The sequence below is a fragment of the Pseudoalteromonas piscicida genome (assembly GCF_000238315.3).
In the GTDB taxonomy this organism is placed as follows: domain Bacteria; phylum Pseudomonadota; class Gammaproteobacteria; order Enterobacterales; family Alteromonadaceae; genus Pseudoalteromonas; species Pseudoalteromonas piscicida.
Genome location: NZ_CP011924.1, coordinates 1,254,683 through 1,269,391, shown reverse-complemented (window position 1 = coordinate 1,269,391; position 14,709 = coordinate 1,254,683). Strand labels below are relative to the sequence as shown.

Sequence of the window (14,709 nt, the reverse complement as noted above, 5' to 3'; positions counted from 1 at the left end):
AAAAGTATAAAAATACTTCAACCACTTTGGTCAAAAACGTTTATAGATAGGCTAATTTTTAGCGCTCAGGCGTATCTATTCAACAAAACAGGTTATCGCGCACGACAACGCGATTCCGCTTCGCTTCATAAGTTTAGCCAACAATTACTCACCGCTTAGAGCGGCGTTAAATTCAAAAGAGGGATCGAGTGAATATCTATTTTTCAGACTATTTTGGGGTGACCAAAGAAGAGCTTGATGCTTATGGTGCATTCAATGTATCGCTCATTAATGACCTCCCAGTCTTTATCGATCCATTTCTGCTATTTGGAAGTGAGAAGGATGAGTATCAAAACCTTCATCAGGAAATAATTAAGTACATTACCTTTCTTAGGGAAATGTCAGATAAAGGTGTTATTTCCAAGGGGCTGATAAAGTACTGGTTCCTCTTCCCAGAAGTAAAGCAAAATTGGCTTGGCTATAGCAAAGTAGGGAATGGTGGATCGGGATTGGGCGCGAAGTTCGCTAGCGCACTAAATGAAAATTTAAGTTCAATTTTCAATGATTTTGGTAATGAACAGATAACGAAAAGTAGCCATCTCGAAAAGCTTTGTTTGATCAAGGACGGAGTCGGAAAAGACTCTATCAGTGACTTCACAACGAATTTGATAAAAGGATACCTTTGCGAATACACCCAGAGCTTTGCAAAGGAGCATTTAGACAGGTCGAGGTGTAAAGAGGTCAGTGTTAAACATGCAAAGTTTGACTATCAAACTCGAAGATGGGTATCAAAAAGATACAGCTTGCCATATATAGACGGTGATTTCGTTTTACTCACTCCAAAAGATATTCTTACGAAGGACGAGGCCTGGATTAATAAGCATGACATCATTGGTGATTTTGATGAAATAGCTGAATCTATCCCAAATATTGAACTGCGGGCTCAAATTAATGAATATCTTTTAAGGCAGATACCAGAGCGCGCAAATCAAAGAGAAATAAATCAGGCAATATCTAGAACACTTCTGAAATTCCCTGTTCTGATTGATCACTACATTAGATACAAAGAAGACCATGGAGATGAAGCCGTTGCTCTAAGCGAACAAAAAGTAAAAGAAACTGAAGCTGTATTTATACGGCAGGTCACCAATTTAGTTGAAGTGCTTCGAGCACAGAAAGTTTTCTACGCCCAAAAGGGTGATACTTTCGACGAGGCCTACAATAGAGTTATGTTTCTAAAGCAGGTTATTGAAAATAACGATGGGTATCGTCTGTTCTATGTAAAAGGAGAGCCGGTAAAGCGAGAATCTGATCTGCAACTAATTTTTCGCCTCACTTGGTACGCTGCAGAAGACGATGTAAATGCTGAGGTCAATAATGGTCGCGGCCCCGTAGATTACAAAATATCCAGAGGCTCAAAAGACAGCACGCTCGTTGAGTTTAAGCTAGCTAGTAATAGTAAGCTCAAACAGAATCTTGCAAAGCAAGTAGAGGTATACGAAGCTGCCAATCAGACCAAAAAGTCAATAAAAGTTATTCTCTTTTTTACTGATTTAGAATTAGAGAAGATTTTGAAGGCGCTTAAAGAGTTGGAGTTAAATCAAGGCAAGGAATTAATTTTAATCGATGCTAGAGCTACAAATAAGCCTTCTGGCTCCAATGCAAAATAGGCGACTTCATTGAATTCTTTATGTGTATCAAGTCCGATAAAAAGTATGTTATGTTTGTTCATGCTAGCCTCAGCTGTTTAGTTATTTGACAAACTAATTATGGCTCTGGCTTTGTATTAAGCTAACCCACGAAAAAAGCGGAGGCTAGCACCGTGTGGGAGTCACTATGTCTAGGTGTGCAATGAAGCGTGTAGTGCTGTTTGTCGTTTCGATACCATTTCTATTCTTCGGTTTGCTACTAGCATCGTTGGATTTCAATAATTTAGTGTTAGAAGCTAAAACAACTGCGAATGATACAAGATTACAAGTTCAGCGAACGAAAATAAGAGCAGCAGAAATCAATGATTACATCAGCGAGTTTTACGAATTACCTACTAACAAACTATTAGCTTGTGATTGGCAACCATGCCCCCAACACTTTTTTTGGTTATGGAATTTGACATCGCTAGAGAAGGGACATTATAAACTTAGCTATTTAAAAATGAGCAACCGATTTGGCCCATTTTATTATAATACAGTTGTATATGATTCAGTGAGTCAAACAACCAATCACGATTGGCTCCAAAACAAAAGAAATGTGTATTTTCTGGCGATTTTTAGATTGGCTATAGACTTGATAATTATGTTTTTCCCTATTGTCTCCTATATTTTGTACAGCAGGGTAAAGCACACCTAACAATCGCATAAACTCGATGGGACAAAAGACGTAGGCTCCCTTCGCTTCGCTTGGATTATAGCCTACGTATTTTTGCCCGCTATAAACAGCCAGATTGTGTATGAGCCTGCATCAGATCACTTCGTCGACGTACTCAAGTATTAAGCCAAGTTAATGTAGTAGAGGCCGTAGCCCACGATAAATGCAGGCACTGCAGAGTAGATGGTGGCATATAGCGCCGCCCTTGGTGCCAGTGCTATCGCTGGAAATAACGCATCGCCATCGTTAGCAACGGCATTGGCTGCAAGGGCACTAAATGGCACGACACCTTGCAGGTAAAGCGTTGTAACAACAATTTGGGGGCCACAGCCTGGTAATAATCCGACAAGAATGGCCACCAGTGGTGCATACAGCGCATAGTCTTTAAACCAAACCGCGAGATCAAGCCCTAAATACGCAGTAGATAGCTCGTAAAGCAAAAAGCTTGCAACGACCCAAGCGGTCACAAAGTGCGTGTCCTGCAGCACTCTGGTGAGCTTTGAAGGTGGGTCGCATTCACCTTCTTCACAGGTGATATCTTTATAGCTGACGCCTTTTGAATTAAGTGCCCACACGCAAACAGCAAAAAGACATAATGCTGCACCAAGGCAAGCAATTTCTGTATCAAAAGGTGCTAAATCGACGTTAAAAGCAATCGCGAGTGCAATTGCAAGGCTAGGTAGTAAGCACAGCTTCCACACCTTACGGCTTAGACTAAACGCACGGCTCGCGTGTAAGGTTTCTTCTTCGACCTCATTGATGGTCTGCGGGACACAAAAATCGGGTTTATGAATTAAGTGCACACATAGCCCACTCACGATACCTACACCAACGCCCATCGCGATGATAGTGAGGCCTGTCAGGGGCTCTTTGGCGAGTAGCAAAAACGCTGCATCTCCCATCGTCGCAGTAAGCACAGCGACAACTGAAGCAAAGCTTGCTTGTTTTTTGGTAAATTGGGTGACCACGATAATCGCACCACCACAGCCGGGCAGTGCGCCCAATATTGACGCCATGGCTATTTCGAGAATAGGGGATTTGGTACTCAGATAACTGAGATTAAGCTGTGGAATTCTGTCAACAAGAAAGTAGTACACGAGCAGGGTAGCAGCAACAAAGACGCTGACTTGAAAGAATGCATCACTCAGCGCGCTGACCACAATTGGCCTCGCCGTTTCAAATGCTAAAAGTACAATAATAACGAGGGGTAAAATCAACCGCTTGTTGAACAATAAACTCACCTTAGCGCCATGTGCTGGTTGAGAGTATCGAAGTAGAGATGAAAACATAAAGTGCAACCCGTGTATTGTCTAAGTTGCACTTTAATTTCATTTTAAATGAAAATCAATATCATTTGCGTTATTTTCTTTGGAACTCTGCGGTTGCTTTCCATTTTGGCCAAGCGTCTTGCTCAGAGACATCATAGCCAACTTTAAAGAACAGCTGTAGATCCTGGATTGCTCCGCTTAAATCCCACTCTTCACGGTAGCGATCGCAAGGCTGATGATAACAACCGCGCAATACTAAGCCCATACGTTTACGGTAGGTTTCAGTCTCTTCGTCACGTGCTTCGGTTCCACCACCGGCGTACATTGCAGGCACACCCATGTTCGCAAATGCGAAGTGATCAGAGCGATAGTAACCACCTGCGGCAGGACGTGGATCCCCTGAAACGACGCGGTCTTGCGCTTTTGCTGCGGTTTCTAGCATTTCATCAAGTTCCGATTTACCAATACCAACTACGCTGATGTCTTTTACTTTACCCAATAAATTTAGGCTATCCATATTGATGTTAGCAACGGTTTTCTCTGCTGGAATAACAGGGTTTGCAGCATAAAATTTTGAGCCTAATAGACCTTGCTCTTCAGCCGTCACAGCCAAAAACGTAATTGAACGGCTAGGGCGAGTAGGCAGTTTAGTAAAGGCTTCAGCTACCTCAATCATACCGCCTGTACCGCTAGCATTATCATGTGCGCCGTTATAGATCTGATCGCCTTTACGGTTTGGATCGGTACCTAAATGATCCCAGTGTGCTGAGTAGATGATGTGCTCGTCAGACTTTTTGCTACCTGGTAGGGTGGCGATAAAGTTATACGAAGTTGATTTTTTGATGGTGTTTTTGACAGTAACTGACGCGCTTAGGTTGCCCATATCAACGTGGTATGCGCCTTCAGCAGCTTTTTTCTTTGCGGTGTCAAAATCAAGTCCAGCCTTTTGAAACAGCTCTTTAGCAACGTCTACTGTTACCCAGCCTTCAACCGCAACGCGGTCCATATTGTTATTTTCTTTTTGGAAGCCAAACTGTGGGCCACTCCAAGAGTTTTCTACTACGCTCCAAGGATAAGAAGCTGGCGCTGTTTCATGAATAATGATCGCACCTGCTGCGCCTTGGCGTGAAGCTTCTTCGTATTTATACGTCCAACGACCATAATAGGTCATAGCTTCACCGGTAAATTTACCCGAGTCAGGATTAGCAAAGCCAGGATCGTTTACTAGCATCACCACTGTCTTGCCTTTCACGTCTAGGCCTTCGTAATCATTCCAGTCGTACTCTGGAGCATTTACGCCATAGCCAACAAAAACCAGCTCTGAATCTTTGATTGATTCGAGTTCACTGATACGGGCTGAGCCCATCACCATGTCTTTTTTATATTCGTAGTTTTTGCCACCGATTGTTAACGTCATATTAGGATCGGCTTCAAGCGAAACAAGCGGCACTTCTTGTAGGAAGCTGTTGCCATTTCCTGGCTGATAGCCAAGCGCTTTAAAATGTTTGGTTAAATAGGCAAGCGTTAGCTCTTCACCTTTTGTTGACGGAGCACGGCCGCCAAATTCGTCAGAGGCAAGGGTTTTAATATGGGCTCTGAGTTGAGCATCGTTAATACTATTATATGCAGTATCGATGTCTTGGGGGCTATTGCTAGTGCTAACACAGCCCGCCAGCATCGCCATAGATAAAGCGCTGAGCGTCAGTTTAAGTTTCATAATTGCCTTTCTTTTACTTGTTAGGAACCCATAAGTAGTAACATAAAATGCGTAAAAGTTCGAGCGGGACAAGACGGCTAGAGGAGATAGAAATTAATGAAACAACCGTTGTGGAACAGATCATTGCATTGTTTTTAATCGCTATCCTCATTTTAGCGTGTGACGTAGCCTGTTACGCTCATTTACAATTGGCTTTTGCCAAGTATCAGGTGCTTCAGTAAAATAGTCGGCTAATTGCATGATAAGTATCTCAATCAAATGAAAAAGTTTACAGCGCCTGAGGCGTGGCAGGTTGCATGTTTACATGCTGAGCCGTTTTCCCATTTAAATCAGCTTTTTGACTTAAAAAGCCAGCAAGATTGGCCAAGCCCCGAGTGGTTGTCTTCGCACGTAAACAGCATTAGCTTGCAACAGTATGATACCCGCTTTGTGGCCGATGAAACGATAGACTTTGGCGATAAATACTATGAAGAGATTATCTTTGAAACCCATCAGGTACCGACGCGTAGTCAAAATTGGCACGACTTATTTGGCGCGTTGATTTGGTGTTTATTCCCAAAAACAAAAGCTTTGTTAAATGCCCTACATATCGAAGAAATAGCACAGTTTGGTTTAAAGCAGCGGAGTAAAAAGCGCAATGCGTTAACACTCTTTGATGAGTGTGGTTTGGTGTTGGCAATCGATGATGATAAGTGGCGTGATGCCCTTAAATCACACCAATGGCAGAATGTATTTTACGATAATCGCTCAGAATGGCAGCAAAACCTAAAGCCTTTTGTATTTGGCCATGCAAACTACGAGATGCTAACCAATCCCTTTATTGGGCTAACGGGAAAACTGGTGTGTATCAATGTTGACGCTGCATTTTGGCAACTTTCATTAAGCGAACAATATCGTTGGTTAGATGATAAATTGGTCGCACTGATCAATGATGGGCTGCTTGAAGACAATACCAAAATGTCACCCATTCCGCTGCTTGGGATCCCAAACTGGCATGAGCCACAAGATTTAGAATTTTATCAAAATACGGACTATTTCAGGCCGAAAAGAAGGAAGTAGCATGATAGCTATCAATGGATTAAAAAAGCGCTTCGCCCTGACTCGCGAACATAAAAAGAAAAAGAGTCAAACGGATCCTCGCGAGCGTGAGGGTTTTTTTCATAGTGTAGAAGAGGTCAATCTACACTGTGGGCAAGGTGAAGTACTCGGATTGCTCGGCCCCAATGGGGCGGGAAAAACCACCACTTTGCGTATGCTATCAACTGCGCTGACGCCGGATGCTGGAACTATCTTAGTGGATGGTCAGGATATTGTGAAAAAGCCTGTTGTTGCACGCAAAGCCATCGGTTTTCTATCAGGATCAACAGGGTTATATGGACGTCTTACTGCCAAAGAAAATGTTGAATACTTTGCACGACTTCATGGTTTAAAAGGCAAAGCATTAAAAGCGAAATGTGATGAGCTGTTTCAGCGCTTAGAGATGGAGACCTTTTTAGATAAAAGGGCTGAACACCTATCGACCGGTATGAAACAAAAGACCAATATTGCACGGGCGGTGGTACATAGCCCTAAAGTCGTGGTACTAGATGAGCCTACGACTGGCCTTGATATTATGACCACACAAACGGTTATCTCTTTTATTCGCGACCTCAAAGCGCGTGGTACACCCGTTATATTTTCTACCCATCACTTAGATGAAGTTGCATTATTGTGCGATAGGGTGTCTGTTATCGATAAAGGGATCACCTGTTTTGATGGCAGCTTGGCTGAGTTTAAAGCAAAGGGGCAAAGTGAAGAGCTAAATCAGGCATTTTTGAATTTGTTAACGGGAGCACGGCATGTTTGAGGTATTTTTAAAAGAAATTAGAGAGCTGCTGCGCGACCGCAAAACACTGTTTTTTGTGATTGCACTGCCAATGTTAGTATTTCCTGTGATTATGGCTTTAGTCGGCTTTATGGCTTCACAGGCCGCCATGGAAGCGAAGCAAGAAGTTCATACGTATTACATCGCAAATGAAGCCTATGCTGAAAAGTTCTCAGAGCAGGTTTTTTATCATAAAAGTTTTAAGAAATATGCAGGTGAGCTCAAGCTTGATAGCGTCGAAGCATTGAGTGATGCGGTACGAAGTGGCGTGATCGATGTTGGGGTTTTTATTCCATCCGATCCGGTTGAAAATCTGGAGTCTGGCGTAAAAAGTGAATGGAAAATCGTGTTTAACGATGCTCAATCTATCAACTTTATATACGACCGATTATCTAAACTTGCTAAGAAGTTTTCTGATGAACTCAGAGCGGCGAAGTTAACCTCACTAGGATTGTCGCAAGCGGAGCAAGCGGCAGTGCTGCAACCTATATCGATTACTAAAGTGGATACCGCTGACAAACGCGAGAATTTAGGCGAGAAGTTAGGTGCATTTATCCCTTATATGTTGATTCCGCTGGTATTGATGGGGGCAAGCTATCCAGCTATTGATTTAGGCGCTGGAGAGAAAGAGCGTGGCACTTTAGAGACGCTGTTGTTAACGCCAATTTCTCGCACAGAGTTAGTGTTGGGTAAATTTTTAACCGTATTGAGTAGTTCAATATTCTGTGCGCTTATCACGGTCTCCAGCATGGCGCTGTGGATAGGAATTGCCAGTAGCTTTGTCGAACTAGACGTTATTAAAAACGCCTTCTCGTCGGTTGCATTAATAGACTTTGTGTTGATTTTTGCGTTGTTGCTTCCTGTTGCTGTGATGCTTTCGTCGCTAACACTTGCCATTTCAATTTACGCCAGAACCTTTAAAGAAGCACAAAACTACATGGGGCCACTCAGCATGGGTATTTTCATTCCCATTGTGATGTCCTTAATGCCAAATATGGAGTTAACCGCTAAAACCGCATTGATCCCAATTACCAATGTGGCATTAGCGATTAAAGAAATCATCAAAGGTACGGTCGATTATGGCTACGTCGCGTTAATTTTTGGCGCTTCTGCCGTTTTAGCAGCAGGGTTACTCGTGTGCTGCGTTAAATGGTTTAATAAAGAAACCGTATTGTTTAGGTAAAGCTTCAGTTAGGTGTGAGTCATTGAGAATTATGGCGTTTTTCTGTACGATAAACGCCTTATTCAGCGTTTAACTTTTTGTAATTTAGTCTTCTACCTGTTTAGGTAGCTTGTGCAAGTAGTAGGTTTCAATATTAGTCACTCAAGGAATGTAGGATGACATCAACCACGGTACTTAAGTCAGTCAGTGAATCAGTTACTAACGGCATTGCCATTTTATTCTTGTTTTCGTCGGTTTTTCACTTAGCCGGGTCAAGTTTTTTGGAAGCTCTGATCTACTTAGTGATTTCTTTGTTACTATTTGCATACCGTAATCGTTTAATGTTTGACCCTGCACAAAAGCAGTTTGTTATCACTAAACAACTATCGTTATTGAATGTACGTCTTCGGAGAATAGGTGAGCGTGTGATACCGCTTGCAACTGTGACTGAAGTATCTACGGGTTGTAACAAGCAACTCAATTATATTGGTATAAGTTATCTCTCAGAAAATGAGGAGCCTGCGGTCTATTCATTTTCGTGTTTACGGCAAGCTGATAAACTCACCGCGCTTGTGTCGGCATCTGGTTTTGACCAAAACATTCAACCAACGGCAGACGCGGATGCAGATAGGAGATCAGCTACGCGTTCAACTCCCACTAGCCTTGCAAGATTATTTCCTTTATTTATGAATAGCAATCGCGATATTGAAGAGCGATTCTCCGTGTTACGATGTGCACTACCAACGCCTAAGCATAAGCTGCATATTGTTTGGATGGTGGTAGGGGCTTTTGCTCTAATGACCTGCTTTATTGTTTACTCGTCACAAAACTACATAGCTGGTTTAGTATTTTTGGTGCTCACGTATTTGAGCTATTGGTTGACGTCTGTACTTATCAGTAATAAACACTATTTTGTTTACCACTCACCCTGTAACCAAATTAAGGTTGAGGAAAATAGTTTGCTGCTACCTGCGTTACTGTTTACAGATAAACAAGCACGAGAGGTAAAAAAGGATGAAGTTAACGATATTAAGGTACATTGGAATACGTTTATAGTCAGCGACTTGGATAGGTTAACCGCGTCGACTCGTCGTAATCATATTGTTGATTTGGTCTTTGATACTGAGTATGGTGCGACGGTTTCACTCTCTGGCATGAGCGTAGAAGCTGAGCCACTCTTACTTGCGTTAACGCATTGGCAATATCCTTTGTCTATTGAACGTACGGATAAAGCGGTGTTCCCAATGGTGAGGCACTTTCAATATGGTATTCTAGTGTTTATTATCGGTATTATTGTCTGGGCAACGACTACATTTGTGATATAACACACCTGACGAAAAGCGGAGATTGTTTTCATAAAACGTCTTCTTAAGTGATAAAGCTTGGGTAATTCCCCATTTTTGGGCAACAAGTATTGTTAACAAACGGCGATTGTTTATTTCGAATATAACTTCGCTAAAAATAAGTGAAAGTACTATATATGAAGAAAAATCAGGATTGTCCTCAGGTGCTGTTTGAGGATATGTCGCGAAAGGAAGCGATACTAAAAGAGTTTAATTCGCTGAGGCCTAATAATAAGCGACGATTCTACCAGATCATCGGTATGCTAACGGCAGTCGTATTTTTAATTTATCGCTACCCAGAAATTATTGAACAACCCGTTTTATACATCTTTTTGATTTTAATGATGAGCTTAAGCGCAGAGGCACACGTGCAAAACAAGCGTATCAATAAACGCATCGATTTACTGCATAAGCTATTAAAAGAAGAGTGACCGAAAGAACTAAAGCCGCTAATTAAGCGGCTTCAACATTATCGGTTTTAACATTGTCAATTTCAACTACGTTGAGTACGGACTGTACATCTGACCAATGCAGCAATTCGATACGACCTTCTGGGTTTTCAACCAATGCCGTGCAGTTTTCTATCCAATCACCATCGTTGCAGTACACAATACCATCTACGACACGGATCTCTGGTTGGTGGATATGCCCGCAGATAATACCGTCGACACCTTGTTTCTTCGCTTCATGAATTGCTGCGTTTTCGAATGCGGCAATGGCCTCTCTGGCTTTATGCACGCGCTTTTTCAGCCAAGATGCAAGCGACCAATAATGACCACCATATAAACGTCGTACGCGATTGGTCCAGCGATTTAAGAATAGTAGAAAATCATAAGCGGCATCCCCAATGATACTGATCAGTTTGTTGTATCTTGTTGCCGAGTCAAAATCATCACCGTGTAGTAATAAAAACCGCTTACCTACGGAAGTGGTATGAATAAAGGTTTTATGCACTTCGACTTTAAAAAGCGTTTGCCCAACGTAGTTTCTGAAGGTTTCGTCGTGATTACCCGGAATGTAGATAACGCGTGTACCAGATCCCGCTTTTTTTTGTATGCATTCTAATACCTGATAGTGGGATGGATCCCAAAAAAAACTGGCGTTTCATTGACCATAGATCAACGATATCACCGACCAGATAGAGTACATCACATTCGGTTTTGTTGAGAAAATCTAGCAAGAACTTCGCTTTACAGTCCTTGTAGCCCAAGTGTACGTCTGAGATCCAAATACTCGGATAGTATGTTGTTTTCATGGCTTGGCTCTTTAGCGTAATAATGACAATGCTAAGAGGCAAAGATGACAGTGGCGGGGCAGTTAGGAGAAGCTAATATGACAAAAGAGCATACACCTGTATGCTCTTTTATTATGTAATTTACGTAGGCTTATTTGCTTTTAATTGCATTAACGATTGTTTCAACCGCAGATTCAATATCCAGCATCAGTTTTTCGCCAGTTTGACGATTTTTCAGCTCAACCTTATTTTCATCAAGGTTACGCTCACCAATCACTAGGGTGTATGGAATACCGATAAGTTCCATATCGTTAAACATAACGCCCGGACGCTCTTTACGGTCGTCGAATAACACATCAATTCCCGCATTTTGTAGATCTGCATAGAACTTTTCTGCGATCTCTGGAATACGGTGAGACTTATGCATATTCATTGGCACGATTGCCAGCTCAAATGGCGCAATAGCAACAGGCCATTTAATACCGTAATCATCGTTATTTTGCTCGATTGCTGCGGCAACGATACGAGAAACGCCAATACCATAACAACCCATGGTTAATGTTTGGTTTTTCCCTTCTTCGCCAAGTACACCAGCTTTCATTGCTTCAGAGTACTTAGTACCAAGTTGGAACACGTGGCCTACTTCGATACCACGTTTGATAAGGATTTTACCTTTACCACAAGGGCTTGGGTCGCCTTCAACCACGTTACGGATATCTTCAACTGTATAAGTGCTTACGTCTCTGTCCCAGTTGATCCCACTGTAATGAACACCATCTTTGTTTGCACCGGCAACAAAATCAGCCATGATAGCTGCGCTGCGATCGACAATAATAGGCATTGAAAGACCAACAGGCCCCAAAGAGCCAGGTTTTGCACCAATAGCGTTAACAATGTCTTCTTCGCTCGCCATCTCTAGCGGTGAATCCACTAGTGCTAATTTTTCAGCTTTCAGCTCATTTAAGTCATGATCGCCACGAACGATAAGTGCGACTAGGCCACGTTTACCATCTTCGTCTGGTGCACCATACACGATGAGTGTTTTCACACCACGGTGTGGTTTAACGCCATGTTTTGCTTTTAGTTCAGCGATGGTGAAAGCTTCTGGTGTGTCAAACGTATTAAGCTCTTTACTTGGCGCTGGGCGAGCTTCAGCTGGTGCAAGCGCTTCTGCCTTTTCAATGTTTGCAGCGTAGTCACTTTCATCACTGAATGCGATTGCATCTTCACCAGGCTCTGCAAGTACATGGAACTCATGCGATAGGTTGCCGCCAATTGAACCACTGTCAGCAATAACAGGACGGTAGTCAACGCCTAAACGATCAAAAATGTTGCAGTAAGCTTGGAACATCTTGTGATACGTTTTTTCAAGACACTCATCAGTCATGTGGAATGAATAGGCATCTTTCATAGTGAATTCACGCGCGCGCATCACACCAAAACGTGGACGAACTTCGTCACGTACTTTCGTACTGACTTGATAAAGTGTGATCGGCAGTTGCTTATAGCTGTTGATTTCGCGACGTACAAGATCAGTGATCACTTCTTCATGCGTTGGACCAAGTGCAAATGGACGGCCATGACGGTCATTAATACGAAGTAGTTCAGGACCAAACTGTTCCCAACGGCCTGACTCTTCCCATAGCTCTGCAGGCTGGATCACTGGCATTAGCAGCTCAATCGCTCCCGCTTTGTCCATTTCTTCACGGACAATTCTCTCTACTTTGCGGAAAACTTTTAGGCCTGATGGTAGCCAAGTATAAAGACCTGAAGCCAATTTACGGATCATACCCGCTCTAAGCATTAGCTGGTGGCTTACCACCTCTGCATCAGACGGCGTCTCTTTTAGAGTCGCTAATATATATTCACTCGTACGCATTCTTATTCCAGTATAAGTTACTTATTGTTCTCTTATTGGCGGCTATTCTAGCAGTGCAGTAGCCGCTTAAAAAGCTTTAATACCTAAACATCTTCATAATTTATAAGTTTATTGGCAAGCCGCTGAATTTGCTATTTTGCTAACGAAATTTCAGTGACATGGTTATGCTCACCATCTACTGTCCAGCGGATATTAAAATCATACAAACTCATACCATAGTCCTGCTGTGATGTGCGTTTCTTTTTATAAGCCGGACGAGGATCTTGCTTCAGTACATTAGCAATGAATTGCTGAAGTTCAGGATAGCTTTTTTGTTTTTCAATAAAAACAATAGCCTCGTCTGAGAAACTAACAGACATTTGCGTTTCTGGCCGAGTATCAGCAAAGCCAGCTGTGGCATCCACCAAGGCATCTGAATAGGGAAGGTACGGCTTAATGTCAATGATTGGTGTACCGTCCAATAAATCCACGCCGGAGAGCAACAGATCCAGCTGACCATTTTTATATTCTACGCCCTCAAGCTTTACTGCACTCATGCCAATCCCGTTGGGTCGAAAAGTCGCTCTAGTCGCAAACACGCCTTTACGTTCATTGCCACCGAGTCTCGGAGGACGTACAAGTGCAGAATAACCCTTATCAGCGGTTTCATGAAAGCGAAACAATAACCAAATATGCGTGAACGCTTCAATACCACGAACAAATTCTTCGCGATTGAATTCACCAACAAATCTAAGCTTGGCTTTTGCCTCTGGGACAAGCCTTGGTTGTCTCGGAATAGCGAACTTCTGTTTATAAGGAGATTGGATAAAGCCGATGGGCTCGATAGTGATTTGTTCCACTATGGTCTCTGTCTGAATTAAGATGAGTGAAGTTTACTATTGATCCCGACTTTCACAAAATCCTGCTCGCAATCAGCCCTGTAATGCCATGTAATTCATTTATTCAAATTTTTCGCATAACCTTGTAAACAATGGAATATTGATGGAAGTCGCAACATGAATCGGTATACTTTTTCGGCCCAAAATAGCTTACGTTCGAGTTTACGCACAGATAACGAACAAATCATTGGCACTAGAGCATACGAGTACAAGCAATTGGTCGAAGACATTAAACCAATTCAAGGCTTACGAGAAAAATTACAAGCATTTAATCGCCTGAAACGAGATGAGTGTAAATAATGGAGTTTCATAGAAAGGTTGACCAAAGCTGTCAAGAAGCGCTCTGTAAATCATCCCCTTTAAAACCTATTTTGATCCGCGCGATATCTGAGCGTAGAGCTGCGTTGCAAGCAATAATTAATGATTTAACAGAAGGGGCGGTAAGTCCAACTAAAATGGATGTACTACTCAGTCAAGAAGCGGAAAAAGTAAGCTTACAATTATTAAAAGAAGGCAACTTAAGTAAACGCGACGCGCTCGCTGCAAGTGAAAAAGCCATATTTACATTAGCAAGGAATTTGCTTTAGCGCGGCTTAACTAGGGCCTGTTGACCTTTGCTGTTTGATTTTTGTTCTTCTGAGTGTGTTTTGGTCGCGACGCTCGACTTGCCGCCTAGTAATCTAGGCAAAAGTTGAGCAACAATGAACAAAGCGCACTCAGGTGAACCCAAAGGGCAGCGCTTGATTGGCATTTCTACTGTGTTGCCCCACAAGGATGTGGGGTAAGGTGACTTTGCAGGAGCACAAAGTCTTTATCGCCAGACTTACGTAGAATGACTACGCTACGCTGGCTCTGCCTTGTATAAACACCAATCAAACTGCTGCAAAAACAAACTTGAAAGATCAACAGGCCCTAGCCAAATCTATCAATATCCCCGAATGATTTTTTATCTTCAGTTTCCATAGGCTCTACGGCCAATACATTATCTAGCTTACATTAAAGTGCAGGCCAGCAAGGCACG

13 protein-coding genes and 1 pseudogene are annotated in these 14,709 nt (G+C 42.5%); 9 read left to right on the top strand and 5 right to left on the bottom strand.

The features are described from left to right. The first annotated feature begins 188 nt into the window (after positions 1 to 188). Entirely contained in the window at positions 189 to 1,649 is a 1,461-nt protein-coding gene (locus tag PPIS_RS05855; protein ID WP_010372593.1) for a hypothetical protein, read from the top strand. Positions 1,650 to 1,830: 181 nt separating this feature from the next. Next, positions 1,831 to 2,325 carry a hypothetical protein gene (locus PPIS_RS05850; protein ID WP_019647345.1) on the top strand — a complete coding sequence of 165 codons (495 nt, stop codon included), beginning with the start codon at positions 1,831 to 1,833 and terminating at the stop codon, positions 2,323 to 2,325. A 140-nt stretch (positions 2,326 to 2,465) separates the two neighbouring features. Here the strand turns inward: PPIS_RS05850 and PPIS_RS05845 are convergent, their stop codons facing one another. Continuing rightward, a complete protein-coding gene (locus PPIS_RS05845) occupies positions 2,466 to 3,632 on the bottom strand; it encodes a putative manganese transporter (protein ID WP_026345558.1) in 1,167 nt (388 codons plus the stop codon). 70 nt (positions 3,633 to 3,702) lie between these two features. After that, on the bottom strand, positions 3,703 to 5,328 hold the full coding sequence (locus tag PPIS_RS05840) for a M28 family metallopeptidase (protein ID WP_010372611.1): 1,626 nt from the start codon (positions 5,326 to 5,328) through the stop codon (positions 3,703 to 3,705). A gap of 258 nt (positions 5,329 to 5,586) precedes the next feature. Here PPIS_RS05840 and PPIS_RS05835 point away from each other — a divergent pair, with 258 nt between their 5' ends. From PPIS_RS05835 to PPIS_RS05815, 5 genes are all read left to right on the top strand, one after another. Further along, entirely contained in the window at positions 5,587 to 6,387 is an 801-nt protein-coding gene (locus PPIS_RS05835) for a DUF3025 domain-containing protein (RefSeq protein ID WP_010372614.1), read from the top strand. A 1-nt stretch (position 6,388) separates the two neighbouring features. Further along, on the top strand, positions 6,389 to 7,174 hold the full coding sequence (locus PPIS_RS05830; RefSeq protein ID WP_010372617.1) for an ABC transporter ATP-binding protein: 786 nt from the start codon (positions 6,389 to 6,391) through the stop codon (positions 7,172 to 7,174). Next, positions 7,167 to 8,375 (top strand): ABC transporter permease, encoded by a 1,209-nt coding sequence (locus PPIS_RS05825; protein ID WP_010372620.1) that lies wholly within the window; start codon positions 7,167 to 7,169, stop codon positions 8,373 to 8,375. Before PPIS_RS05830 ends, PPIS_RS05825 begins: the two co-directional genes overlap by 8 nt. 155 nt (positions 8,376 to 8,530) lie before the next feature. Then, positions 8,531 to 9,679 carry a hypothetical protein gene (locus tag PPIS_RS05820; protein ID WP_010372624.1) on the top strand — a complete coding sequence of 383 codons (1,149 nt, stop codon included), beginning with the start codon at positions 8,531 to 8,533 and terminating at the stop codon, positions 9,677 to 9,679. Between the two features lie 155 nt (positions 9,680 to 9,834). After that, positions 9,835 to 10,128, top strand: coding sequence for a hypothetical protein (locus tag PPIS_RS05815; protein ID WP_010372627.1), 294 nt, complete (start codon positions 9,835 to 9,837; stop codon positions 10,126 to 10,128). Between the two features lie 22 nt (positions 10,129 to 10,150). Here the strand turns inward: PPIS_RS05815 and PPIS_RS05810 are convergent. The 3 genes and pseudogenes from PPIS_RS05810 to tsaA all read right to left on the bottom strand — a co-directional run bounded on the left by PPIS_RS05810 (position 10,151) and on the right by tsaA (position 13,649). After that, positions 10,151 to 10,952, bottom strand: a pseudogene (locus PPIS_RS05810) (UDP-2,3-diacylglucosamine diphosphatase). A gap of 130 nt (positions 10,953 to 11,082) precedes the next feature. After that, positions 11,083 to 12,810 carry a proline--tRNA ligase gene (locus tag PPIS_RS05805; protein WP_010372633.1) on the bottom strand — a complete coding sequence of 576 codons (1,728 nt, stop codon included), beginning with the start codon at positions 12,808 to 12,810 and terminating at the stop codon, positions 11,083 to 11,085. 131 nt (positions 12,811 to 12,941) lie between these two features. Beyond that, the gene (tsaA, locus tag PPIS_RS05800) at positions 12,942 to 13,649 is read right to left on the bottom strand and encodes a tRNA (N6-threonylcarbamoyladenosine(37)-N6)-methyltransferase TrmO (RefSeq protein WP_010372636.1); all 708 of its coding nucleotides are present in this window, start codon (positions 13,647 to 13,649) and stop codon (positions 12,942 to 12,944) included. 156 nt (positions 13,650 to 13,805) lie between these two features. Here tsaA and PPIS_RS05795 point away from each other — a divergent pair, with 156 nt between their 5' ends. Together PPIS_RS05795 and PPIS_RS05790 are read left to right on the top strand one after the other, a co-directional pair. Then, on the top strand, positions 13,806 to 13,988 hold the full coding sequence (locus tag PPIS_RS05795) for a hypothetical protein (RefSeq protein WP_010372639.1): 183 nt from the start codon (positions 13,806 to 13,808) through the stop codon (positions 13,986 to 13,988). Further along, positions 13,988 to 14,275: a hypothetical protein gene (locus PPIS_RS05790; protein WP_010372642.1), complete on the top strand. Its 288-nt coding sequence runs from the start codon at positions 13,988 to 13,990 to the stop codon at positions 14,273 to 14,275. Before PPIS_RS05795 ends, PPIS_RS05790 begins: the two co-directional genes overlap by 1 nt. Positions 14,276 to 14,709 lie beyond the last annotated feature (434 nt).